We start from the raw sequence: 22,712 nt of genomic DNA, 5'->3' as shown, positions 1-22,712 counted from the left end.
GACGTCGTGGAGCGTTCGGGACGCCATGGCGGGGCGGGTGGCGACCAGACGCCGTGTCCCTATCAGGTCGCCGCGGTGATCAGGGCGGCTTGCGGACATGGCCGCTTCTGGGCACTGTCGGGTCGAGGCGCACTGCACGTCACCGAAGGGGACCCATGGACGACGAGACCCTGCTGGGCATCCTGCTGCGCGGACGGCCGGCCACGGTCGACGACGCCGTGCTCGCGACGCACCTCGAGCCCGCGCAGGTCGCCGCCGCCGTGCAGAGGCTCCGCGACCGCGGACTGATCGGCGGCGCGGGCGAGACGCTGGCCTACCCGCCGCCCGCCGACTGGGCGAACGAGGCCGTCTCTGTGCACACCCGCCGGGTGCGCGTCGCGGCCGAGGACGCCATGTCCGGCATCGAGAAGATCCTCGAGAACCTGCCCGCGGTGCTCCGCGCCTGGTCGACGGGAGAGGCGGCCGCGGACCTCGTGCCCACGGTCCTGCGTCACGGTCCGTACGCCGCGGAGGACCTGCTGTGGGAGCTCGCCGGCGGACCCTCGAGCTCGCTCGTCGCCGTGTTCGCCAGCATCGACCGGCTGATGACGGCGCCGCCCGAGCGCGCCCTGCGCTTCGGCGACGCGCTCAAGGCGCGCGACGCCGTGCGCATCATCGTCCCCTCCTCCGCCGCCGCCGACCCGCGCGTGCTCGAGCGCATGGCCCTCTACGGCCCGACCGGGCTGGAGTACCGCTCGCTCGACCGGCCGCCGGGCTGGTTCTGGGTCGACGGCGACCACCTCGCGCTGCCCTTCGTCTGGGGCGAGGCGACTCCGACGAGCGTGCTCGGCGTGCGGCACGCGGGGCTCGCGAACATCGTCCGCGCCTACTTCGACGAACTCTGGCAGCGAGCTGACCCGCTGGGCACCGACGAGCAGTCGTGGCTGCCGATCCTGCGCCTGATGCAGCAGGGCAACACCCTCGACAGCGCCTCGAACCGCCTCGGCATCAACCCCCGCACCGGCCGGCGCCGCATCTCCGCGGCGATGGAGCACTACGGCGTGGACACGCTCTTCGCGCTCGGAGCCGCGTGGGGCGCGGGGCGCGCGGGCAACGCGGGCCGAGACGAGGGCTGAGACGCCCTCGACGCCGCCCCGACCACTCGAGCAGGCTCCGGAACACGGTGACGGCCACCCGGAGTCCTTCCCCGAACGGCCTCACCACGTCCCTTGACATCGTCGCCGGGCGGTCAGCATCATTCACTGACGCTCGGCGGCGGCGGGCCACCGGCACCCTGGAAGAAAAGACGCTCCCATGCCCACCACGATCTTCGTCAATCTGGCCGTCAGCGACATCGCGCGGTCCCGCGCGTTCTACGAGGCGCTCGGGTACTCCATCAACGAGGGCTTCAGCGACGAGAACGCCGTCAGCGTGGTGATCAGCGACACGATCACCGCGATGCTGCTCACGCGCGAGTTCTTCGCCGAGTTCACCAGCAAGTCGATCATCGACGCCACCACCTCGACCGAGGTGCAGCTCGCCCTCAGCGCCGAGAGCAAGGCGGAGGTCGACGCCGTGCACGAGAAGGCCCTCGCCGCGGGAGCGACGGACGCCGGCACCCAGGACCACGGCTTCATGTACTCGAAGAGCTTCGACGACCCGGACGGACACCACTGGGACTTCGTGTGGATGGACCCGGCCGCGGCGGCCGGTGGCGCACCGGAGCTGAGCCTCGAGGACATGCGGGAGAACACGACGCACAGCTGACCCGCACCTCACCCGGGACGGCGGCTCACCTGTCGATCCGCGGCGAGAACGCACCCGGGGCAGCCGGCTTCCCCCGCCCGACCAGGGTTCATGAACGCCATCGGCGCCCTCCTCGCCGCCGTGATTCTCACGGTCGAGAAGCGGTGAGCCGGTCGGCGCGCGTCGCGCTGATGCCGCCTCCGAGGTGATGCTGCCGGGCCGCGCCGTCCGTGGCGCTGCAGGCAGCCGAGGCTCGCTCGGGCGCCCGCCGGGGACGGGTCGTCCCGGGCGCACGGACGCGACCGCCCGTCGGATCTGCGTCGCGAGAGGGAGGCTCGAGCAGTCCGCCGCACCTACCGTGGAGGCATGGCTTCGAACGAGAATCCCCCCGCACCGGTCGCGGTCTGGTACTTCATCGGGGCGACGTTCGTCGCCGCCCTGCCGATGATCATGTTCCCGGACATGCCCTGGCCGGTCCGCCTCGGCAGCATCGTGCTCGCCCTGGCCCTGATCGCGGGCGGTGGACGGCAGCTCCGACGCGAGAAGCGCGCTGCCGACCGCCGAGTCGACCAGCCGCCGCAGCACTAGAACTGACAGCTGTCGGCCTCGCCGTGCGCAGACAAGCGCATCGGCCGGCGCGGTACACCTCGATCTGCACTGCGCGCGCGATCGCCGTCCTCGCGCGTGCTCCTGTCGCGTCTCGCTCGATCTCTCGACGCCGCGTCAGTGCGGGGGGCGCAGCGACTCCGGCGAGCTCAGAGCCGTGTCGGCGGTGCAGCCGAGCTCGCCCGGCTGGAGCAGCACCGGTGCCACCACGACGCGGGAGACGGCGCCCGCCTCGCGCTTGACGAGGACGCAGTCCTCGGCATGCCCCATCGACACTCCGACGTCCGTCCCCCGCAGCACCACCGTCGGCTGCGCGGCCACCTCCCGAGGCCCCGTCGGAGTCGTCAGACGCTCGCTGATCGCGGCGGCGATGTCCTCGATCGCGCCCGGGTCCTCGGGCAGCGCGGTCAACACCTCGACCGCGGCCGCCTCCGCGTTCGAGGCCGGCACGACGACCTCGCGCGTGTCGGGCGGCGCAGCGACGCTCGGGGTCGACGCGTCGCACTCGACGTCCTGCACACCGGCCGTGGTGCCGAAGACCGTGACGCCGTCGACGCTGTGCCGGCCGTAGAAGTCGAACTCGATGCGGAAGCAGTAGGGCTCACCGTCCACGCCGACCGTGCGCGACGTGAGGGCGCCGAACGCATCACCGAGTTCGGGCGCGTCCAAGGACTCGATCCCGACCAGGTCGGCGCCCTCGGCGGCGGCCTCCCTCGCGACCTCGTCGATGTCGTCGGGCCGGTCGGTGCCGATCCGATCCGCCAGCGCGGCGGCACTCTCGCGTGCGGTCGTCCGGGCGATCTCCGCGGTCGCGTCCCCGGGGCCGTAGAGCGTCGGGGCGCAGCCCGCGAGCAGTGCAGCGACCGTGAGGCCCGCGAGGAACGACACGGTGCGAGAGCTGCGCGTCACGGTCGATCCTCCCTGGTGGCGAGCGGTACCGGCGAGCATAGACGGGACCGGAGTGGGGATGCCACGGAGCGATACTACGAGCGGGTCCGAGCCAGAGGCGGCGATGGCGCGTCTCACCTCTCCGGACGGAACGGTGTCCCGCGGGCCCGACCTCACCGGCCCCTAGCCTGGGCGGATGGACGGCACGGTCGATCTCCTCACACGACGATTGAGGCTCCGGCGACTCGTCCGAGAGGACGAGGCGGCGGTGATGGCGTACCGGGGTGACGCCCGCGCGTCCCGGTTCCTCGGTCACGGTCCGCTCGCGGAGGGGCGGTACGCCTCCTGGTTCGAGGAGCGGGACGCCGAGTGGGAGCTGCGCGAGCCGGGTCACCGCCGCTTCTACGGCATCGAGGTCCGGGCGACGGCGGCGCTCGTCGGTGACGTCGTCCTCGTACGATCGGCGGACGGGCAGCAGGGCGAGATCGGCATGTTCCTCCACCCGGACACGGCCGGCCTGGGCTACTCGCTCGAAGCAGGCGACGCTCTCCTCGATGTCGGATTCGGGTCGCTCGGCCTGCACCGCATCATCGGACGCGCCGCAGCCGACAATCGCGGCTCCGTGCACGCGATGGAGCGGTTGGGACTGCGGCGCGAGGCCCTCTTCCTGCAGAGCGAGAGACGCGGCGAGATCTGGATCGACTCAGCGGTCTACGCGATCCTCGCGGACGAGTGGAGACGCAGAAGACACGCAATTGAATCGACCGGTTGATGGTTCTTCCACGGGTGCAGGGCGCGCCCTCTCCTTGCCGCGAGGAGACGGAAGCGCGGACCCTGAGAACGTCCGACTTCGGCGAGCGACAGGCGAGTCGTTCGCCGGCCGGTCCAGCTTCGACTGGGGACAGATGGTCTTCGCCCCGGAGGGGTGACGGCCAGGTGCGCTCGCCATTGACGCGAGCGTCTTTCGAGCCGTCGGCCATCAGAGGCGAGCTCCGAGGCTCCCCATCTCTCGCTGGGAGTGAACCTTCGATGCGGTGGTCAGAGACGTTCTCTTTCGGAGCGACCGCCCTCCCCTTGCGAGATATTCGGAGAGTGCTCAGGAGAATCGTCGGCACGGAATCCGGAAACCGCTCATTCCGCAGCTGCTCCAATGATTCGAGCGTCACCAGGATCCGAGGGAAGATGTTCGATCGTTATGCGCCTCGTCGGCGACAGAGAGAAATGCGGGCGGGACAATCCTTATGGTTGCTCCTATGAGAAGAACCGTGTTCCCCGTTCTGGCAGTGATGGCGCTCGTCCTTTCCGGCTGCACGGCAGCCGAGTCGCCGTCAGCGCAGCCGGCCTCGTCGAGTGCCGGGTCGTCGACTCCGACGCCGACCACCGCCCCCTCGACGCAGTCGCCCTCAGCGGAGCCGACAGCGACGCCGGTCTCGGAGGAGATCGCCACGCCGGCAGCGGAAGAGACGCAGGCCGAGGCGACCTGCCTCACGGTGCTGACGGATGCCGAGTACGCCTCGTTCGAAGAGGACGGACTGACTCTCACTCCCGACGTCTTCGTCCTCGACGACACCATGCAGTCGCTGATCGACGCCGATGGACTCCCGTGCTACTGGACTCGCTCCGGAGGCGACGTCCGCGTCTGGTACGCGCAGGCCGACCGCACCGGCGATGAATGGGAAGTGCAGAAGCAGGGCCTTCTGAACGAGGGATGGACGACTCTCGACGGCCCCGTAGAAGGCACCGTCCAAGCTCCCACGGACAACGACGACGACTACATTCCCGCAATGGCCTATCGCGACGGAACCGCCTATTACGTCAGCTATGCCGATCTGCTCGGATCGGTGAAAGCACTTCAGTAAGGATCTCTGCGGGAGCGAGAAGTCGGAGGCACGCACGCCGCTGCCGTTCCGTGCTGCGTCAGCGAGCTGCGGGCTCCGTCGCCGTCGACAGCGCGCCGGTCTCGGTCTCGTGAAGCGACCCGTCGCGGCGGCTCAGTGCGCTCGAGTCGCGAGCGCGACCGGGAGGGTCAGCTCGCCCCGCTCGACCAGGCTCTCGAGGGCCTCGAGGACGGCGGCCTCCGGCTCGTACCGCGGTGCGTAGCCGAGGAGGGTCGTCGCCTTCTCGATGGAGAAGTACTGGCTGCGGTGCAGGTGGCCCCAGCTCGCGTCGGCGAGGTCGTCGCCCGCGCTCCGGCGGAACTCCTCCCAGCCGATGCTCTCCAGCGTCGCCTCCTGCCCGAACCAGCCCGCGGCGATCTCCGCGAACCCGCGGACCGTCAGCGCCGAGGGGGCGACGATGTGGAAGTCCGCCCCCGCTGCCGCCTCCGGCCGAGCGACCGCCAGCTCGAACGCCTGAGCGACGTCGTCGGCGTGCACATGGTGCAGGGACTCCGCGCCCGAGCCCGGGATGCGCAGCTTCCCGCCGGTGGCCAGGGTCTCCCAGACGGCGGGGTCGAGGTTGCCCAGCGGCCCGATCGGCGCCCAGCCCGGCCCGCTGATGTGACCCGGGTGCAGCGACGTGATGCGGAGGCCGCCCGCGGCGGTCTCGGCCTGGAGGAGGAGGGCGATCGCCTCCTTCTGCCGGCCGTACTCGTCGATCGCGGGTGTCCCCTCGCCCTCCCGGATCGGGAGCTTCAGGGTGGGGCCGTAGCGCCAGACCGATCCGCAGCTGATCAGGTGGCCGACGTGACCGCGGAGGCCCTCCACGAGCGCCCGTGCCGAGTCGAGGGTGAAGCAAACGAGATCGATCACGACGTCCGGAGCCAGGTCGCGGACCCGGGCGGCGAAGACGCCGTCCTCGTCCTCCTGCTGCCGATCGGCGACGACGTTCCGCACCTGCTCCCACTCGGGGCCGGCGGTGTAGGGGGTGCTGGTGCCGCGGGTGATGTTCGTGACCTGGTGACCGGCGCGGACGAGCCTCGGGACGAGGAAGGAGCCGATGTGGCCGCTCCCGCCGATGACGACGACGTGCATGGTGGCTCCTCGGGGTGGGACGGGCAGTGCGCTCCACTCCATCACACTCGCTGCCGGCAGCGGCAGCGGCTAGACAGCGTCGGAGTCCGCTCCCCCGGAGGCGGCCGCGTCGAAGGCGCGCCGATTGCCGAGGATGGTGCGCTGGTGCTCGCTCACCCAGTCCCCGACGGTGAGCGCCACGGTCTTCAGCGACTCGCCGAGAGCGGTGAGCTCGTACTCCACCCGGGGCGGGACCTCGGCGTGGACGGTCCGGGCGACGAGGCCGTCCCGCTCGAGCGCGCGCAGGGTCACGGTGAGCATGCGGCGCGAGATGCCGGGGATGATCTGCGAGAGCTCGGTGAACCTCCGCCGCTCGTCCCCGAGGACCCCGATCACCAGCAGCGTCCACTTGTCGCCGATGCGGGAGAGGAGCGACCGGAAGAGGTCCGGGTCGTCGCTCGTGCAGAGCTCGGCCATCGTCGGCATCGACGCGCTGAGCCGCTCGTGCAGCGCGACATCGGTCTCGTGCCGGGGCATCGGTCCTCCTTCGGTTACCGCCGGGTAACGGGAGCTCGTTTGCGGTAACGGAGACCCGACCAGCAGAGTTACCGATCGTAACCATAGCCCGGCCGCAGCGGTCGGGCCCGATCGAAGGAGCGCCATGACCCTGTTCCGCCTGGATGCCAGCATCCGCACCGAAGGCTCCACGAGCCGCGCCCTGGGCGACCTCGTCGAGGCCGAGTGGAGCGCCGCCCACCCCGACTCCGCCGTCGTCCGACGGCACATCGGCGTCGAGCCGATGCCGGCCACCGCCTGGTCCGACGCAGTGGCGGCGTCGATGACACCCGAGGCCGAGCGCACGCCCGGCCAGCGGTCCGCCGTCGCGCTGGCCGCCGAGCTGACCGACGAGCTCGCCGGTGCCGACGCACTGCTGTTCGCGGTGCCGCTGTACAACTTCGGCGTCTCGCAGCACTTCAAGTCCTACGTCGATCTCGTGGTGACGGACCCGAGGATGGCGCCCGGTGCGGAGCCGGTGACCAGCGGCACCCCCGCCGTGCTGGTGACGGTGCAGGGCGGCAACTACGCCGCCGGCACCCCGCGAGAGGGCTGGGACCACGCGACCGCCTGGATGCGGCGCATCCTCGAGGACGTCTGGCAGCTCGACCTCGAGGTCGTCACCCGCGAGTTCACGCTCGTCGGCGTGAATCCGGCGCTCGACCAGTTCACCGAGATCGCCGACGACCTGCGGCGGCTCGCGGAGAGCCGCGCGACCGAGCGCGGGCGCGCGCTCGCCGGGCTGCGGCGCGCGGCCTGAGCGGGGAGGGGCGGGGGCGCGCTGCTCTTCTGGCTCGGTGCACACCGGCAGCGGCGGTGAGCCCCCGTCGCGACGACTCCCACCGATGCTCTCCCGTGTGCACTGCGGTGCGCCGGCCATCGATACCCCTGGGGATCGATGCGGGTCGCGCGATGAGACGGCTCGGGTCGTACTCTCTCCTCCATGACGGACTACGCCCGACCCGCTGTCGAGGACCGCGTCTTCACCGATGAGGACGGCCGGCCGATCCCGTACGGCAATCGCTGGGGAGGAGGATCACCTCCGGACGAGAGCTATTCCGTCACCAGCAACACCGAGCGCTTCGAGCCCCTCCACAAGGTCGCGGACGCCCTGATCGAGGACCTCGCTCGCACCTACGAGGTCACGATCGAGGACGATCCGGCCCTGGCCTCCAGGGACGAAGCCGAGATCTCCTGGGCCGCCCGCGCCGTGCGCGTCACCCCTCGGTCGGTCGACGCCGCACCGCTGACCATCGTCTACACCGTCTTCCCCGGCGTCCTCCTCCACGCCGGAGCACTGCATCGGTTCAACTATCCGGTCTGCGGATGCGACGCCTGCGACGACGACTGGACCAACCTCGCCGACGACCTCGAGCGCACCGTCCTCGACGTCGTCGCCGGCCGTTACCAGGAGAGCATCACCGCCTACGACCACGGCGTCACCCTCGGCTACCGCATCGGAGGCGGCGGTGAGCTCGGCATGTCGAGCGGCTACACCAACGACGAGGGCGTGCATCAGGTGACCAGCCACGACGGGCTGCAGCTGTCCGCGCCCTGGAGCCGAGCGTGGGAGGCCTGGCCGGAGCGCAGACGCTGACGCCTCCCCCTCGAGCACCACCATGTGGTCCATCCCCTGCCGTCCGGCCTGACGACCAGGCCTCCCTGGGAGGTGAAGTCGTGGCGCTCGATGAGTGAGGGCACGTGAGCCTGATCGCCTGATCCGCTGAGGAGAACGAGCCGCTCCCCACCTCGACCTCCGTCCAGGCGCTCGACACCTCCCGGGGGGGGAGATGATCTCCATTCCGAGCGGGTGACGGTCGGCTGCTCCGTCGTGGATCGGATCACGCTGATCCGTCCTTCCTGCGCTCCGTCCGCAGCGTCAGCTGCTCGGGAGTGCTTCACTCAGCAGAACGGAGCGTGTCGCTCCGACGCCAGGAGTTCTCATGTCCCGTTCTCGCATCATCGCGCTGCTGCTGCTCGCTGCGACGACCGCGTCCACGCTGGTCTCGTGCACCACCGGCCGCCAGGAGCGCGGCCCCAGCCCCCACCCCGACTCCTGCCGCGTCCCTGGTCGTGGAGCTGGAGCCCGGTGACTACCGGAGCACCTCCCTCACCAGCACCACCTTCGACGACTTCACGGCACCGATGGACAGCATCGACCTCGAGATCACCATGGAGGACGGCTACGGGTTCGTCATCGACAACGGCTGCGCTGTGCAGACAGGTTCGTTCCTCCTCGAGAACGGCGTCCTGACCGTCACCCGGCTCCTCACCACACTCATCGGGTGCACCGCTCCCGACGGCGACGCCGGGTCCTTCGTCGACGAGCTCCTCAGCGAGCCCGTCACCGTCACGCACTCGGACAACGACCTGATGTGGACGAACTCCTTCGGCGAGATCGTCTTCAGCGAAGTGCCCTGATCCGACCCGGCGCATCGTGATGCCCGGACGTCGATTCCCGACGGGAAGCAGAGCAGCGATCACGGGCGGGCGGGCATGATGACCTCGTGGGACGCATGCGGTTCACCAGCCTGGGCTGGGACGACGACGAGGCTGCATCGATCGGTCCGGAGCAGGGTCGGTACGCCCGCGACGACGGTGCGCGGTTCACTGCTGTCACTCTGACGTGTCTGTCCGTCATCCCGGCGGCCCTTCTCACCGCGGCGTTCTTCCTCGTGCGGCTCCCGCCTCTGGACCGCGATGATCACCCCGATTGGACGGCGCCCAGCGCTGCGGTTCTGGCGCCGTGGCTGCTGCTCTTCGTGCTCCCTCCGCTGGTCACAGGAATGTTCAGCCGACTCGTCGGCGGGCGCACCTCGTTCTACGGGTTCCGGCACTACGCCACCATCTGCTTCCTCGTGATGGTGCCGTTCATCGCCCTGTCGGCACTCTCCCTCCTCGGATGAGCGCCGTCCGTCGCTCCCGCTTCCTGTTCGACGACAGCGAAGGAGAACGCTCTGTCTGAAGACGCCGGGATCCTCATTCCCGCCTCTTCCGACGTCGCCTGGATCGTCTTGTCAGCGTCTCTGTGCTCGTGGTCTCGATCGTGACTCTGGTCAGAACGAAGACCCTCACGAATGCTGCTCGGGTCGGCTGGACCGTCGTCGTCGTGCTCCTGCCGGTCCTTGGTCCGGCGGCATGGCTGGCCACCCTGTCGGTGAGTCGGCGAACGGGTTCTGCTGAGTAGCGAGTTCCCACCGACGTCCGGTCGGCCATCCCGGGATGCTGTGGCCGAATGAGGAGGACCGAACTGCCGGCGGGTCGGGCCCGCTGGAGCGCTGCCGTTCCCGGGTGTCGACTACCGGCGTCGAAACGCTCGGTACAGCGCGCCGATGACGATCAGGATGCCGATCCCGATGAGGACCCAGGTACGTGGGTCCTCGTCGACGCCGGCGCACACCCCTGGCGAGTTCGCGTACTCCGCGCAGCTCCCCGAACGGTCTCCGGCGAGCAGGACCACGGCCACCAGGGCGACGACAGCGGTCGCGAGCCACCACCATCGAATGCGACGCCGTACCACCGCAGATGCCTGTCCCCTCACCGAACCGGACTGAGTTCCATCGATGTCAGATGCGCAACGACGGTAGGCGCGATCGTCATGGAGTCGGTCGGAGTCGCGGGTGCGACGCTCGGAACGTCGAGAGCGTCTCGACCCCGGTTCCGTCCGGGCTCAGAAGCGTGGTGGCGCGATTCGACCAGTCGACGAAGACGATCTTCTGGCCGTCAGGGGTCCAGCTCGGCTGCACCGACCGTTGGGTGTCGGACCCGTCGAAGAGCAGCGGAGTGAGGCCGGATCCGTCGGCTCGGACCGTGTACAGCTGCACCGGTTCGTCGTTCGTGTCGACGTCGTGGGAGGCGAAGACGATGGTGTCGTCGACCGGGTTCCAGTCCGGGTACGTCGCGACGAGGGAGAAGTCGGTGATCGGGGCGGGAGTGCCTCCGCTCGCGGGGAGGACGGCGATCGCTGCCCCGGTCTCCGTGCCGTCGTCGGTGAACTGCTCGAGCTGCAGCACGATCCGGTCGCCGTCGGGTGCCCATCGAGGTTGATCGACGAGGGTCAGGCGCTCGGTCTCGGTGATGGTCCGGACGTCGCTCGAGTCCACGTCGACGACGTCGATGGCCGATGTGCTGAACGGCCCGCCGTTGAGAGGTCGGCCCGAGTACCGAGTGAAGGCGATCCGATCGCCGTTCGGCGACCACGCGGGGTAGTCGAGCGCGAAGCAGTCGTCTCCGCAGGCGGCTACCGTGCGCTGCTCGGAGCCGTCCACCCTCGACACCCAGATCTCGCCCGCGTAGACGAACGCCAGGCTCTCTCCGTCCGGCGACCAGTCGGGATGCTTCGCCTCACCCTCGTTCTCCGTCGGCAGCGCGTGCCGGCCGCTGCCGTCCGGCCTGACCAGGCAGATGACGGAGGGCTCGCTCGGTGTGAGACCGCAGGGCGTGCCGTACTGATAGACGATCCATTCCTCGCCCGCTCGGACGGCGGTCGCCTCATCGACGGGGGCGGACGGAGCGGGGCTCGACGTGCCAGCAGTCGGAGCGCAGGCAGTGAGGACCAATGCCACCATCAGCACTGCTGACGCTCGTACCGCGCGAGTCCCGGACATCCACGTCCTCTCTCGCGTCAGACAGTAGACCTCGCTCGGGGAAGGTACAACGGGTCCTCCTCGATGCGCCGTTCGAGATCCACGCGTCCGTCACGCATCGATTCGGCGCTTATAGCCTGTGGACATGCGGCCACGGAGGAGACGAATCCCCGGCTGGGCGCTCGTGCTCCTGTCGATCCCCCTCGGTCTCGCGTCGATCGCCCTCGGATGGACCTTCGACGGGCTCGATCCCTTCAGCGTTCAATGCTCGCGAGGACAGTTCCCCGAGGCGGGCGACCTGTCCGACGAGTCCGTCCGCATCACCGGAGATCCGACGCTCCTGCCCGTGGGGGTGGACTGCACGTACGACGCCGACGACGACGGCATCGGCCCGCAGACGATCCATCACGACGACTTGCCTGCGACGGTCGGCCTCCTCGTTAGCGTCCTCGCCTTCGGGGGCGGCGGGGTCCTCGTCCTCATCCGCGACTAGCGACTACCGGCGCCTCCCCGAGAATCCTTCTCGGGACTGCTCGGACGGCGAGACAACTCGGGTCGAGCTCTCTCCCTCTCGCGTCGTCAGCCGACTTCGACGCGGCTGACGAGGAGCCGGCGCAACCGGGACAGGCGGTTCCGGACCGATCCGACCTGCACGTCGAGCTGTGCGGCCGCGTCGGCGTAGGTCATGTCCTCGACCAGGCAGAGGCGGAAGATCTGCTGGTCGATCTCCGGCAGGCGCGAGACGGCGCGAGTGACGTCCTCGAGTACGAGACGGGCTTCGACGAGGCGCTCGGCGGAGAACGCGGTTCCCACATAGGCGTCGGGCTGCTCCCGGGCGACCTGGCGGATCGCGGCCCGCAGCACGTTGTTGCACTCCAGCCGCGTCGCGACGAGAAGCCACGGCAGCGCCGACGTGCCGACGAAGTGCGTGCTCGCCCGCTTCTTCCAGAGCGCGAAGAAGACGCTCTGCAGCACGTCCTCCGCGTCCTCCTCGCTGCGCAGGCGCGCGACGGCGTAGCGGTACACGGCCAGCGCGTGCCGGCGGTACAGCACCCCGAACGCGTCGCGGGAGCCTCCCGCCAGCTCGTCCAGAAGGACGACGTCGTCCTCGGCGGCGCTTCCGTCGCTCATCGGGACTCGAGAGCGTCGAGACCCAGGCGGGCGCACCATTCGACGTCGGGCTCGTCCCGCGCCGTCGGGAACACGGCGGCGAGGCCGTCGGGACGGACGCAGACGGCGCTGACCGACTCGTCCGAGCCGCACATCGAGGTCACAGTGGAGACCCGCTCCGCGATGTCCTCGGGAAGCCCTTCGACGACGCCCACCATGGCGAGGTCCCGCTGGTTCAGGTCGGCCGTCCGGTAGCAGGCCGCACCGTCGCGGACCGCGCCCGGCGTGGCCGCCTCGAAGGTGCTGATCCCCGCTCCCACGCCCGCGGCGACGACTCCGATCCCCGCGAGCACACCCAGGGTGCGCCGGTAGCGGGCGACCTTCGTCGCTCTGGTGATCTGCGCGTCGAGGCGTCCCGCGACGCGCGCGAGCACCTCGTCGTCCTGAGTGGATGCCGTCATCAGTCCCCCTGTCCGAACACTCTCACTCGGTAACGTCCGCAGCGCCGCTTTCGTCTCAACGAATCTCGGACCACTCTCTGAGGACCGGGACTCGCCCCGGCGGAGAACGGATCACCGCTCCTCTGAACCAACACCTTGAGGGGCGGACCAGCTCGCTCGGCGGAGACCGATCCGCGCGGTGAGCCGTCAAGGCGTGTTCTGCGCCCCACGCACAGTCAGGAACCACGCCGTGTCGCGGTCGGCGTCGGATGTGGCCACGCCGAAGAAGTCGATCGGATCGGTGCCGAGGAAGGCAGGGTCGATGTCGAATGGGCCTTCGCCGCAGTTCACGGATCGAACAGTGGTTGTACCCGTCACGACCGTGCCCGTCGTGGAGTCGGAGTCGAGCTGCAGCTCGACCGTGCCGTCCCCGAAGCATTCGAAGGTGATTGCCCCGGGCAGCGCTGGTTGACCGAAGGCGGTCTCCAGCCGGTCGCCTTCCTGGCCCGCGATCGAATCGGATGACAACACAGCAAGGAACGGACCTCCCGCGTCGATCTCAGCCTGACGATCCGAGCGCCATTGAGTGAGCTGCGCGAGATCAACCGGCCCTGGAGCACATGCGGTCATGGTGCCCATGACGGCCAGCAGGAGCGTTATTGCAACAGAGCGACGACCCATCTGCTCACCATAGGTCCGGCCGAGGGTGGCGGAAGGTGTCGCACCGAACGATCTCCGTTCGGAGAATGCAGGTCGCAACTCAGTCGAGTGACGGTGCAATGACTGCTCGGGTCCGGGTCTGCAGATGAGCGACGGGTCTGACCCACTGAACCATCTCCGAGTCGGACGTGTCTGGCGCGATGTCCAATCGCTCTGGGCCGGTACGGTGACCGCATGGACGACGACAATGAACGTCAAAGCCTGGTGACGAGTACCGAGATCGTCAACGCCTACATCAGAGCTGTCGAGAACCCCGAGAAGCTGTTCCGGGTGTGCGCGAACGTCTCGGGAGGTCGCGACGACGAGAGGGCGGCCGTCGCCGCAGCGTTCGAGGTCAGCGACGTGATGGCCGATGCGATCCTCGACATGCAGGTGAGGCGCTTCACGCCGAGGGCGGTCGAGCAGATGCGGAACGAGCTGGCTCGTTACGCCCGCCGACTCGCGGAACTCGACCGACCGTAGGTCGGTCGCCACAGGGCGCCTGGCCCACGGTGCGCGACTGGGCCGAGCACCATCCCCTTGAGGGACGGGCTGCGCCGATGTTCAAGCACCTCGAAGCATCGACCGAACGGCCTCGAGCGTGAGCCCTGTCGCGACGGCGATCTCGTGCTCGTTCGCACCGAGACGGATGGCGGAGCGCGCAGCGATCACGACCCTCCCCCACACACCCGAATCCGAAGACTGAGTGTGGAGAACTGCAGCCTGCTCCGATACACGGGTCACAGCCGCCTTCGTTTCGCTGAGCAGAAGCCTCGACGGCCCGTTCAGATCGATCCGCCACTCATAAGCGGGCAACTCAGTCGACTCATCCATGTCCCGAAGCTACTCAACGCCGAAAGGGAGCACCTGTCACTTCCAACTGTCCATTGCTCCGTCTCCTTGGAAGAGACGCCCGCAGACATGCTGGTCGAGTAGCCCCGTAGGCGCGTATCGAGACCCGCCCACCCCAAGGACGTCGGTCTCTTCCCCGCCCTGCGCTGGCGCCGGAGGCGCCCCCTCCGCTCAATAGGAGATGCCGTGCAGATCCCCTCGTCCTGCGTGGGGTAGGTACCCTCGACCCCGTGGGTGAGCAGCAAGACGGACCAGCGTCGAGGGCTGACACAGCGGTGCGTCGCGGCTCTCTGACGAGTGTCGGGATCTTCGTCGCGGGGCTCCTCCTCTGCTGCGCAGCCAGTGTCTGGTCAGCAATCGAGTACAACGTTCACGAGGCGGCTGGGGCGCTGGACGTCACACCATCCGCGGCGGTGGTGCAGACCTCGAACGTCGCGGTCGCCCTGATCGGAGTGGGCTTGATCGCGGCATTGGCGGGCGTGTCGACTCTCATAGTTCGCAGCCGCCGCGGTTGAACACCGATCGCGGTACCGCCGCCGCCCGGCGGGTGATCCCTCTACGGAACGGTCGGGGGAACAGACTCTAGGACTGGTCGACGCGCTCCAGTCGCGATTCGATGACCACCACGTCGTTGCCGTAGCGGAGGTCAGCCGAGCACCCGACGTACTGCCTCTCGCGCGTTCGTATGGAGTGCGGTGCATGATGTTCCGGTGAGCGTTGACCAGTCTCTTCGGCCGGATCACGCGATCCCGCTCATTTTCGCCGTGCTCTTCTCCGTTTTCGCCGCCGCTCTCGGGCTGATGTCATCGCTTTACATGTGGGATCCAGGAGAGGCGTGCGAGGTCCGCGGAAGCTACTCCAGCTCCAAGAGCTTCCTGTGGAATCCGCTGTGCGCGGACGGTTCGGCTGTCCAACCGCTGTGGATGACGGTGGCTGGCGCTGCCGCATTGATCGGCGCCGGCGTCTGCGTCGTCCTCGCGATCGCTTTTCGAGTGCTCAACCACGAGCGGGAAGTTCCGCCGCCCGTCGTCTCGCACTGGGAGTGAGCAGTCAAAGGTAGATTCGCCGGATGACGACGACTCGGACCTCCCGCTCGACTCTCGCCCTGCTGCTCACCGTTCCGGTGCTCGCACTCCTCAGTTGCGCCGGTTCGACAGCAGGGGCTTCGGCATCGACATCGGCCGCCGCACCTGCGTCCACCGCGACCGCCACTCCGACGTCGACCGCCTCCGCTACGCCGACGGGGACCCCGGATGCGGCGGCTGGTCCGGTGTGGCCGGAGGACCGGTGCCAGGACACGCAGCTCACGGCCGCGGTGGAGGACCGACCCGAGCTCTCCGGGGCGGGCCAGGAAGGGTTCGCGATCGTGCTCACCAACGCGTCCGATCAGGCGTGCTCGTACTTCGGGTGGCCGGGCGTTCTGATGCTCGGCGCCGACGGGACGCAGCTGGCCAGCGCCGGCACGTCAGGAGCGGAAGCGTTCCCGGGGGCTCTCGCTCCGGGTGAGTCGGCTCAGGCGGAGGGCCAGCTCTCAGCAGTCGGAGCGTACGACTGCACGCCGACGACCGCCACGACCGTCCGGGTGCTCGTCACCTCGGACGGCGCCGGACCGGGAATCGACACTCCGTCCGAATTCCAGGTCTGCGGCGGCGACGGTCGGAGCGACTTCACGACCGGCCCACTCACGCCTGCGTCCTGAATCTTCGCTGACCGATCCCCATCCGGTACGGGCTCGCTTCTGCCTGGTTTCGTCAGCCGTCTCGCTACCAGTGCGTACCGGCTACGAAGTGCGCGGCGCCATCACTTCGGCGCCGATACTCGAGTCCTCGTCGACGATGTCCACATCGACGGCTTCCGTGGCGTCCAGCCCTTCCGGAGTGTCGAACACGAACGTCCAGTACTGGAAGTCCTCGACGCATCCCCCGAACGCGACCTTCTCGGTACGGATCAGAAGATGGTCCGAGGCGAGGACCTCCAGCGCCGACGGAACGTGCAGGCAATTCGAACTGCCGCCGATGCTGACCTCGAGGCCGTCACCGTCGTCGAGCCACCGCGCCCGGCTGATCTCGTAACCCTTGACGCCACCGCGGTAGAAGGAGCGATAGACAGCTCCGTCCGGCGCGGGGGCGGTGGCGAAATAGGGCGACGGCGGAGTCAGCGGTTGAGGCGCCTCCGCCTGCGTGCATCCGAGCATCAGCACCGAGATCCAGGACAACACCGCCAAATGGACCATCGCTCGCACCCGCATGCCCACAAGCCTAGGTCGAGCGCTGCGACGAACAACGTGAACCTTCGCGCGAGAAGATGTCTTACTCATTGATCCTCTTACGGGACACGTCGGTGCAGCGGAATGGGCTTCGTCGGAGACGGCGCACTGACCCAAAGGCTGATCGAAGAGCCGGCCCGGACACTGCTCAGAATCCCCATGGTTCACCGTAGAACCACCTGCGCGATCCCGCACGAATTCGTAGAGGTGAAGAAGACCGATCAGCGATCGGCTATCGGAACAGTTCCTGCCTCCGAGACGAGAGAAGGGTCGACGTCTTCGGTGCTGGTCTCACAACAGATCTGCTCAGGAGCGTGAGGTGTCAGTACCATGCGGACGTGCCTGCTGCCTCAGCAGCCCACGCCGTCACTCCAGGGAGCTCCATGCGTTCGCAGCTTGGCCGCCACATCAGCCTCGTCGCGGGCACTATCGCTCTCATGCTCCCTCTGGGCCTGGGCACCGTCTCACCGGTGGCGGCCGGCACTCCACCTGGAGGCGTCGAGATCGCGTCGAACGGCGTCGCTCAGCTGGACTCGGCGATGTTCTCGGAGCCGAGCGCCGCCAGTCCGCTTCCCGAGGGGGCACGGGTCACGGCGGCGAGCACCGCGGCCGATGCGGCGATCAGCGGATCGATCGTCTTCGAGGATGCGAGCGAAGGCGACCTCGGCCCCAACGGTCTGCCGAGCGGCGACTTCTTCGTGGATGTGTGGAATTCGGATCGACGGCGTATCGACGAGGTCCGTCTGACTTCCTCGCGCTTCACTCTCACCGGCCTGGAGCGGGGGGCGGAGTACTTCCTGCACTTCCGCCCCTATGGAGGGCAGGAGTGGGGAGCGGTCTGGTTCGGAGGAAGCGCTGTTGCTGTGGGCGCGCAACCGGTCGCGGCGCCGGCGAGCAACGTGACTCTGACGACGACTCCTCCCGGGGCGATCCGCGGCAGCGTGTCGGGGCTCGCGACGAACTGGTCCGTCCAGGGCGTGTACCGAGACCCGTACACGAAGCGCTTGTTCGGCATCGGCACGGTGGAGGTCGTCCCGAACGCAGAGGGTGAAGGCTCGTACGTCCTGACCGGTCTACCGAGGGGCACTTACACGGTCCTCGCGAGCGCGTGGAGCGGAGGCTACGACGACCGGTTCTGGAAGGACGCTCGCAGGGCGCACGATGCCACCTTCTTCCCCGTCGCGGACCGGTACGTCGAGGGCATCGACCTGGCGATCCCGGCGGACGAGCCGTGGAGCTGGCACACGGATCGGCTGAGCGGTTCCGACCGGTACGCGACCTCCGTCGCGATCAGCAGGTCCGCCTTCTCACCCGGGGTCCCGGTGCTCTACATCGCAAGTGGTGCGAACTGGCCCGACGCCCTCAGCGCCGGGCCTGCGGCCGCCGCCCGAGGGGGAGCCCTTCTCCTCACGGACCCGAACAGTCTCACGCCCGTCGTCGCCGACGAGATCCGCCGCCTCGCGCCACGCCGCATCGTGGTGGTCGGCAGCGACCTCACGATCACTCCGTCGACCTACGAGACCATCGCCCGGCTCGCTCCGGTCACCGAGAGGATCGGCGGACGCGACCGCTACGAGACGTCCCGCATGCTCGTGGCCGGCGTGTTCGACAGGGATCGTCGCGAGCAGGACGCGATGGAGGTCTACATCGCGACCGGCCGGAACTTCCCCGACGCCCTCTCGGCATCGTCCGTCGCCGCCCAGAGCAGTTCCCCCGTGCTCCTCCTCGACGGCGAGTCTTCGACCGTCGACGACGCGACTCGCGGCGCCCTGAGCCGGACGGGATCCGACACCTTCACGCTGGTGGGAGGCCCGACGACCATCAGCCCCGCCATCGAGGCATCGCTTCGATCCGACTTCTTCTCCACCCGGATCGACCGCGTCGCCGGTCGGGACCGCTATGACACGAGCGCGCGCCTCTTCTTCCAGAAGACGGTTCAGGACACCGTCTACCTCGCCTCCGGAACCAACTTCCCCGATGCGCTCGCGGGCGTGGCTGCAGGCGCGATCCGGGGATCGGCCGTCCTCCTCGTCGAGAAAGACTGCGTCCACCAGGAGGCGTTGGACGCCATGAAGCGGACGTCGAAGAACTACGCCACTCTGCTCGGTAGTCCGCTCACGCTGACGGAAGACGTTGCGACTCTGCAGGCCTGCCCCTCCTGAGAGCGAGCGCGAGACAGGTCGGGAGGCGGCTCGGTAGACGATCCCCTACGAGACGGCCGGACAGCGCACCGAGCAGCTCGGCTCAGTCAGGTCCGGGCTTCGGTCCGTCTCGGTTTCAGCCGGGCAGGAGCGTCGGTCGCGGGCGTCCATTCGGCGGTGAAGGTGCCGGAGTAGCCGAAGAGGAAGCCGAAGACGTCGTTGCGCACCTCGAGGTCGACGTGGAACGAGTCGTCCTCGTCGGACCAGTACTCGTGCAGCGTCGCTCGGCCGCTGAACAGCATCGGAAACCGGAACGCGATCGGCCCCTCGTAGAAGCGTTGCTCGTGAGAGGTCAGGATCAGCCCGCCCCGGTCATCGACCTCGAGGTCCAAGTCCACGGCCAGGTGCTGGTGGGACCCGAGGTAGTCGACCACCCGGCGCCCGACGAGCACCATCGTCGCGTCGAAGCGGGCCGTCCGCCGGGGCGTGATCGCGTAGGTGCGGACGAAGGTGACCGTCTCGCGGCCGAGCGCGTCCCGGTACGGGTAGTTCTCGATCGTGAACGCCACATCCTCCCCGGTGTCGGGGATCAGGATGTTCCGGAGCCGTCCGATCTGCAGGAACGGGACCGTCCACCAGGGGCCGCGACGGATGGAGGTCATCACTCCCCTGCCGATGCAGGCCTCCCTCGAATCGAGGCCGACGCCGAAGCGGCGGCGCATCATCGGATGCAGACGCTGGAAGTCGGCGCCCAGTGCCTCCACGGTTCGCTCACCAGCGAAGTCGGGATCGGAACGCATCTGCCGCTCGAGGTCGTCGAGCACCTCCGCTCGGGTGCGCGGTCTTGCCTTCTGATCGCTGTCCCAGTGTCCCGATAGCCGCCCCGTCACCGGGCTTCTCATCGGGCGGGTCTGACGGGACACTGCCACCCGTGCCTATGCGCGGTGCATCTCACTCGCCGAACTGATGCGGTGAACGACCCCCTTACGGCACCGGCGCGTCGCCTCCCTTAAAGTCACTATCGTGACGTTTTGACAGCATGGTGACGTATATTTGTCGTATGCACCCCCCGCAGCTCGCCGAGCACGCTCCTCCCTTCCAGGATCTGGTGCTCAGCGTCCTCCACCTCAGCAACGTCCTCTCCGCATCCGGGGATCGCCTCGTCGCGGATCTCGGGTTGACCTCGGCGCGCTGGCAGATCCTCGGCGCCCTCGCCGCGGGTGCACCACGGCCGGTCGCCTGGCTCGCCCGCGACCTCGACGTCTCCCGGCAGAACGTCCAACGGATCGTGAACGACCTCGAACGCGACGGCTTCGTCGCCTTCCAGCCCAACCCACACCACCGACGCGCGCAGCTCGTCACCCTGACGCCGGAGGGTGACGCCGTGCTCGCCGCTGCCGCCGCCCGCGCCGCGCCCTGGGCGGGGAACGCCGCCGCGGGGCTCGATCTGGCCGACGTCGACACCGCCCGGCGCGTGCTCCACGCGATCGGCACCGCGGTCCAGGCCCACGACACCCACTCCCACCCGAAGGACACAGAGTGAACGACCGACCGGACCTCCCGCCCCTGCTGAAGTACGGCAACGCGGCGGTGAAGCTTTTGAACCGACTCGGCGTGCCGGCCGGGCCGCCGAGGATCCTCACCGTTCGCGGACGCGTCAGTGGACAACCCCGTTCCACTCCCGTCTCGATCGTCACCCTCGAGGGCGCCCGATACGTCGTCGCGGGGCGGCGGATGGAGTGGGTGAAGAACGTCCGCGCGGCGGGCGAGGGCGAGATCCAGCGCGGTCGGCGACGCGAGAGAGTGACTTTCACCGAGCTCCCCGAGGAGCAGCGCGGCCCCGTCCTCCGCGCCTACTGGCACCAGCACAGCCAGGGACGAAAAGTCGCCGCCCGCATCTTCGAAGCCGGCGAGAACGCCGGCCCCGACGACTTTGTAGCGGCCGCCCCGCGCTGCGCCGTGTTCCAGCTCGCGACCATCACCCTCGATCGCTGACCCGAAAACCGCCTCACCACTCTGTACCGGACGATCGGCGACGTCGAGAGCATTCTGATCCTGGGTGTCGGTGATCCTGGCATCCGAAAGCTCGCAGCCGCTCGAGTGTCGCCCTCCAGCACGGAGCAGTGACGCCGCAGCGCCGCGAACGGGAGGCATCGCCAGGCACCGTCGACCGGCTCCCTCAGCCGACGGGACACGAAAATGCGCCGGATGCCTGATCCCTCGCGATCATCCTGGTGCCCTTCGCCATCAGCTGGTTCTTCGTGACCTCCTGACCGATCGTCTCCGTGGTGCTGCGACGCCGCCCTGAAGCCCTGCGAGGGGCCCGACTCCTCGAGGACTTCCCGAAGGCGTTATTGTCGTCTTCCTGTTCATTTCTCTTTGCCTCTCCGGCGAATTGAAACCAATTGAGTCAAAGGCCGCAGTGGCGGGCTTTCTGGACGAAAACAAGGCGATTGAGCCCGCGTCCGGAGAGATCGGTACCGAGGCGACGGAGCGAGAGAGGTTGAAACCGCGGAGAGGTGAGAGAAACGGGTCATCCGGCCGTTCGGCGGCTCCCACTGGCGGTGCTCCGTCACTGTTGCGCGAGTGCAGCTCGCGGCCCGGAGCATGATGCCGGGGACCCTTCTACGGGTTCCAGTCGACTCGGAGCGCTCCGGGCCCCGCTGAGCGGACCAGGGATAGGCGTACGCGACTTGTACCGCAGCGCGTCGGGCGGTGGGGATCGATGACGAAAGAGCGTCGCCCTCTCATCGGCTATCGCGATAGGACAGGATCATCGTCGAGTTCGAACCGCCGTCGGATCGTGTAGAGCATGTTGTTGACGAGCCGGTCGATTTCCGGGTCGTCTCGGCTCCAGATCCTGCCTTGTTCGTAGGTGTGGGCGATGTCCTGGATGCCGGCGCGATCCCACCATCCGCTTTCGAGGGTGTCGAGGAGGGCGCGTTGGGCGTGCTCGCGCTCGGTGCTGAGACGGTGGAGCATCCAGCGGGCTTCGTCGGGGTCGCTCTTCGCCTGCCAGAGGGCGTCGATGTGCATCTGGGTGGTGCGGTCGGCGATGTGCCGGGCGGCGTGGAGGGCGAGGGTGATCGGTGCGAGGTCGTTGTCGCTCACGGAGTGCTCTCTTCTCGAGAAGACGAGGTATCGCAGGGGGTGAGGACTCTGGTGCGGTCCTCTTCGAGGTTCGAGTGACGGGGGGCGTGTTCGCCCCCCGCCACGCAGATCGGTGACTACTGCGCGAGCTCGACGGTGAAGGTGACGTCGTCGGGGAGGCTTCGGAACACGGAGAGGTCCGAGGTGATCTCGCCCATGTAGGTGAGGGTTGGGACCGAGCTGGTCTCCTCGTAGATGATCGTGAAGCTGTCGGCCGGGTTGTAGTAGACGATGTCGCCGGGCTGGACGTCGGTGTAGTAGGGGCCGGTCTCGGTCAGGGGCGCGTCGAGTTCGGTGATGTACTCGATGCCGGCGTTGCGGAACCAGGACAGCTCCTGCGGGAGCATCGCGATGAGGTCCTGCGAGACCTGGCTGTCGTTCAGCGTCGCGGTGACGACCTGGTCACCGGAGGTGAGCGTGATGGCGGTCTCCCCCGCGGGAACAGCCGCGGGGGTCTCGGTCGGCGTCGCCGTCTCGGTGGCGGTCTGCGTCGGAGTCGACGTGGACGTGGCGGTCGGGGAGGCGGACTCGGCCGGATCTTCAGTGGAGCCGCTGGAGCAGGCGGCGAGGGTGGCGGTGAGCAGGGCGGCGCTGATGATGGCTGTGAGTTTTCTCATATGCACAGTCCACCCGGGTCATGGAATCGGAGCCAGACCCGCCCGTGAGGTGCCCTGACGGTACCCGTCAAGCGGTCTCGGCATCGGTCGTGCAGCTCGAGATGTCCTGCGGGCACGCCGAGAGCC

General features: G+C 68.6%; 30 protein-coding genes. 18 read left to right on the top strand and 12 right to left on the bottom strand.

All coding sequences use genetic code 11. The features are described 5' to 3' along the window. Positions 1-155: 155 nt before the first annotated feature. From HQQ86_RS19205 to HQQ86_RS19195, 3 genes are all read left to right on the top strand, one after another. On the top strand, positions 156-1,115 hold the full coding sequence (locus tag HQQ86_RS19205) for a helix-turn-helix domain containing protein (RefSeq protein ID WP_173290064.1): 960 nt from the start codon (positions 156-158) through the stop codon (positions 1,113-1,115). Between the two features lie 178 nt (positions 1,116-1,293). After that, positions 1,294-1,746 carry a VOC family protein gene (locus HQQ86_RS19200; RefSeq protein WP_173290062.1) on the top strand — a complete coding sequence of 151 codons (453 nt, stop codon included), beginning with the start codon at positions 1,294-1,296 and terminating at the stop codon, positions 1,744-1,746. A gap of 345 nt (positions 1,747-2,091) precedes the next feature. After that, complete coding sequence (locus HQQ86_RS19195; protein WP_173290060.1) at positions 2,092-2,313, top strand: hypothetical protein; 222 nt, start codon at positions 2,092-2,094, stop codon at positions 2,311-2,313. Positions 2,314-2,448: 135 nt separating this feature from the next. Here the strand turns inward: HQQ86_RS19195 and HQQ86_RS19190 are convergent, their stop codons facing one another. After that, a complete protein-coding gene (locus tag HQQ86_RS19190) occupies positions 2,449-3,240 on the bottom strand; it encodes a hypothetical protein (RefSeq protein ID WP_173290058.1) in 792 nt (263 codons plus the stop codon). 175 nt (positions 3,241-3,415) lie between these two features. Here HQQ86_RS19190 and HQQ86_RS19185 point away from each other — a divergent pair, with 175 nt between their 5' ends. Both HQQ86_RS19185 and HQQ86_RS19180 read left to right on the top strand, forming a co-directional pair. Continuing rightward, positions 3,416-3,991, top strand: coding sequence for a GNAT family N-acetyltransferase (locus tag HQQ86_RS19185; RefSeq protein WP_173290056.1), 576 nt, complete (start codon positions 3,416-3,418; stop codon positions 3,989-3,991). A 493-nt stretch (positions 3,992-4,484) separates the two neighbouring features. After that, a complete protein-coding gene (locus HQQ86_RS19180) occupies positions 4,485-5,078 on the top strand; it encodes a hypothetical protein (RefSeq protein ID WP_173290054.1) in 594 nt (197 codons plus the stop codon). A gap of 132 nt (positions 5,079-5,210) precedes the next feature. Here HQQ86_RS19180 and HQQ86_RS19175 read toward each other — a convergent pair whose 3' ends face one another. Both HQQ86_RS19175 and HQQ86_RS19170 read right to left on the bottom strand, forming a co-directional pair. Next, on the bottom strand, positions 5,211-6,191 hold the full coding sequence (locus HQQ86_RS19175) for an NAD-dependent epimerase/dehydratase family protein (protein ID WP_173290052.1): 981 nt from the start codon (positions 6,189-6,191) through the stop codon (positions 5,211-5,213). A 69-nt stretch (positions 6,192-6,260) separates the two neighbouring features. Then, positions 6,261-6,707: a winged helix-turn-helix transcriptional regulator gene (locus HQQ86_RS19170; RefSeq protein WP_367948742.1), complete on the bottom strand. Its 447-nt coding sequence runs from the start codon at positions 6,705-6,707 to the stop codon at positions 6,261-6,263. 124 nt (positions 6,708-6,831) lie between these two features. Between HQQ86_RS19170 and HQQ86_RS19165 the strand changes: the two genes are divergently transcribed. The 6 genes from HQQ86_RS19165 (at position 6,832) to HQQ86_RS22205 (ending at position 9,912) form a co-directional block, all read left to right on the top strand. Continuing rightward, positions 6,832-7,485 (top strand): FMN-dependent NADH-azoreductase, encoded by a 654-nt coding sequence (locus HQQ86_RS19165; RefSeq protein ID WP_173290050.1) that lies wholly within the window; start codon positions 6,832-6,834, stop codon positions 7,483-7,485. A gap of 183 nt (positions 7,486-7,668) precedes the next feature. Next, positions 7,669-8,322 (top strand): DUF6226 family protein, encoded by a 654-nt coding sequence (locus HQQ86_RS19160; protein WP_173290048.1) that lies wholly within the window; start codon positions 7,669-7,671, stop codon positions 8,320-8,322. 346 nt (positions 8,323-8,668) lie between these two features. Continuing rightward, positions 8,669-8,818, top strand: coding sequence for a hypothetical protein (locus tag HQQ86_RS19155; protein WP_173290046.1), 150 nt, complete (start codon positions 8,669-8,671; stop codon positions 8,816-8,818). Next, the gene (locus tag HQQ86_RS19150; protein ID WP_173290044.1) at positions 8,799-9,146 is read left to right on the top strand and encodes an META domain-containing protein; all 348 of its coding nucleotides are present in this window, start codon (positions 8,799-8,801) and stop codon (positions 9,144-9,146) included. Before HQQ86_RS19155 ends, HQQ86_RS19150 begins: the two co-directional genes overlap by 20 nt. 86 nt (positions 9,147-9,232) lie before the next feature. Next, the gene (locus HQQ86_RS19145) at positions 9,233-9,631 is read left to right on the top strand and encodes a hypothetical protein (protein ID WP_173290042.1); all 399 of its coding nucleotides are present in this window, start codon (positions 9,233-9,235) and stop codon (positions 9,629-9,631) included. A gap of 122 nt (positions 9,632-9,753) precedes the next feature. Next, the gene (locus HQQ86_RS22205; RefSeq protein WP_367948741.1) at positions 9,754-9,912 is read left to right on the top strand and encodes a PLDc N-terminal domain-containing protein; all 159 of its coding nucleotides are present in this window, start codon (positions 9,754-9,756) and stop codon (positions 9,910-9,912) included. 409 nt (positions 9,913-10,321) lie between these two features. Here the strand turns inward: HQQ86_RS22205 and HQQ86_RS19135 are convergent, their stop codons facing one another. After that, a complete protein-coding gene (locus tag HQQ86_RS19135) occupies positions 10,322-11,293 on the bottom strand; it encodes a DPP IV N-terminal domain-containing protein (protein ID WP_173290037.1) in 972 nt (323 codons plus the stop codon). 163 nt (positions 11,294-11,456) lie between these two features. On the opposite strand from HQQ86_RS19135, the gene HQQ86_RS19130 reads away from it, so the two are divergent. After that, complete coding sequence (locus HQQ86_RS19130; protein ID WP_173290035.1) at positions 11,457-11,804, top strand: hypothetical protein; 348 nt, start codon at positions 11,457-11,459, stop codon at positions 11,802-11,804. Between the two features lie 86 nt (positions 11,805-11,890). Here the strand turns inward: HQQ86_RS19130 and HQQ86_RS19125 are convergent, their stop codons facing one another. The 3 genes from HQQ86_RS19125 to HQQ86_RS19115 form a co-directional block, all read right to left on the bottom strand. Then, complete coding sequence (locus HQQ86_RS19125; RefSeq protein WP_173290033.1) at positions 11,891-12,442, bottom strand: RNA polymerase sigma factor; 552 nt, start codon at positions 12,440-12,442, stop codon at positions 11,891-11,893. Further along, entirely contained in the window at positions 12,439-12,882 is a 444-nt protein-coding gene (locus HQQ86_RS19120) for a hypothetical protein (RefSeq protein ID WP_173290031.1), read from the bottom strand. Before HQQ86_RS19120 ends, HQQ86_RS19125 begins: the two co-directional genes overlap by 4 nt. A 186-nt stretch (positions 12,883-13,068) precedes the next feature. Continuing rightward, entirely contained in the window at positions 13,069-13,500 is a 432-nt protein-coding gene (locus tag HQQ86_RS19115; RefSeq protein WP_173290029.1) for a hypothetical protein, read from the bottom strand. Between the two features lie 255 nt (positions 13,501-13,755). Between HQQ86_RS19115 and HQQ86_RS19110 the strand changes: the two genes are divergently transcribed. Then, positions 13,756-14,043, top strand: coding sequence for a hypothetical protein (locus HQQ86_RS19110; protein ID WP_173290027.1), 288 nt, complete (start codon positions 13,756-13,758; stop codon positions 14,041-14,043). Positions 14,044-14,124: 81 nt separating this feature from the next. Here HQQ86_RS19110 and HQQ86_RS19105 read toward each other — a convergent pair whose 3' ends face one another. Then, positions 14,125-14,394: a hypothetical protein gene (locus HQQ86_RS19105; protein ID WP_173290025.1), complete on the bottom strand. Its 270-nt coding sequence runs from the start codon at positions 14,392-14,394 to the stop codon at positions 14,125-14,127. Positions 14,395-15,122: 728 nt separating this feature from the next. Between HQQ86_RS19105 and HQQ86_RS19100 the strand changes: the two genes are divergently transcribed. Both HQQ86_RS19100 and HQQ86_RS22200 read left to right on the top strand, forming a co-directional pair. Further along, positions 15,123-15,458 (top strand): hypothetical protein, encoded by a 336-nt coding sequence (locus HQQ86_RS19100; protein ID WP_173290023.1) that lies wholly within the window; start codon positions 15,123-15,125, stop codon positions 15,456-15,458. A gap of 23 nt (positions 15,459-15,481) precedes the next feature. Next, positions 15,482-16,111, top strand: a complete 630-nt coding sequence (locus HQQ86_RS22200) for a DUF4232 domain-containing protein (protein WP_367948740.1) — start codon at positions 15,482-15,484, stop codon at positions 16,109-16,111. 81 nt (positions 16,112-16,192) lie between these two features. Here HQQ86_RS22200 and HQQ86_RS19090 read toward each other — a convergent pair whose 3' ends face one another. Continuing rightward, positions 16,193-16,660, bottom strand: a complete 468-nt coding sequence (locus HQQ86_RS19090; RefSeq protein WP_173290019.1) for a hypothetical protein — start codon at positions 16,658-16,660, stop codon at positions 16,193-16,195. A gap of 332 nt (positions 16,661-16,992) precedes the next feature. Between HQQ86_RS19090 and HQQ86_RS19085 the strand changes: the two genes are divergently transcribed. After that, the gene (locus HQQ86_RS19085) at positions 16,993-18,840 is read left to right on the top strand and encodes a cell wall-binding repeat-containing protein (protein WP_173290017.1); all 1,848 of its coding nucleotides are present in this window, start codon (positions 16,993-16,995) and stop codon (positions 18,838-18,840) included. Between the two features lie 86 nt (positions 18,841-18,926). Here the strand turns inward: HQQ86_RS19085 and HQQ86_RS19080 are convergent, their stop codons facing one another. Beyond that, complete coding sequence (locus HQQ86_RS19080) at positions 18,927-19,541, bottom strand: DUF4166 domain-containing protein (RefSeq protein ID WP_254072281.1); 615 nt, start codon at positions 19,539-19,541, stop codon at positions 18,927-18,929. A 338-nt stretch (positions 19,542-19,879) separates the two neighbouring features. Between HQQ86_RS19080 and HQQ86_RS19075 the strand changes: the two genes are divergently transcribed. Next, complete coding sequence (locus tag HQQ86_RS19075; RefSeq protein WP_173290013.1) at positions 19,880-20,362, top strand: MarR family winged helix-turn-helix transcriptional regulator; 483 nt, start codon at positions 19,880-19,882, stop codon at positions 20,360-20,362. Further along, the gene (locus tag HQQ86_RS19070) at positions 20,359-20,814 is read left to right on the top strand and encodes a nitroreductase family deazaflavin-dependent oxidoreductase (RefSeq protein WP_173290011.1); all 456 of its coding nucleotides are present in this window, start codon (positions 20,359-20,361) and stop codon (positions 20,812-20,814) included. The genes HQQ86_RS19075 and HQQ86_RS19070 overlap by 4 nt, the downstream gene beginning before the upstream one ends. Positions 20,815-21,573: 759 nt before the next feature. On the opposite strand, the gene HQQ86_RS19065 is transcribed toward HQQ86_RS19070, so the two are convergent. Further along, the gene (locus tag HQQ86_RS19065) at positions 21,574-21,930 is read right to left on the bottom strand and encodes a hypothetical protein (RefSeq protein ID WP_173290009.1); all 357 of its coding nucleotides are present in this window, start codon (positions 21,928-21,930) and stop codon (positions 21,574-21,576) included. Positions 21,931-22,046: 116 nt separating this feature from the next. Beyond that, complete coding sequence (locus tag HQQ86_RS19060) at positions 22,047-22,586, bottom strand: cyclophilin-like fold protein (RefSeq protein ID WP_173290007.1); 540 nt, start codon at positions 22,584-22,586, stop codon at positions 22,047-22,049. Positions 22,587-22,712: the final 126 nt, after the last annotated feature.

Source organism: Rathayibacter sp. VKM Ac-2857, from assembly GCF_013205025.1.
Lineage (GTDB): Bacteria > Actinomycetota > Actinomycetes > Actinomycetales > Microbacteriaceae > Rathayibacter.
The sequence above is the reverse complement of the archived record's forward strand: the minus strand, read 5'-3'. Positions and strand labels throughout refer to the sequence as shown.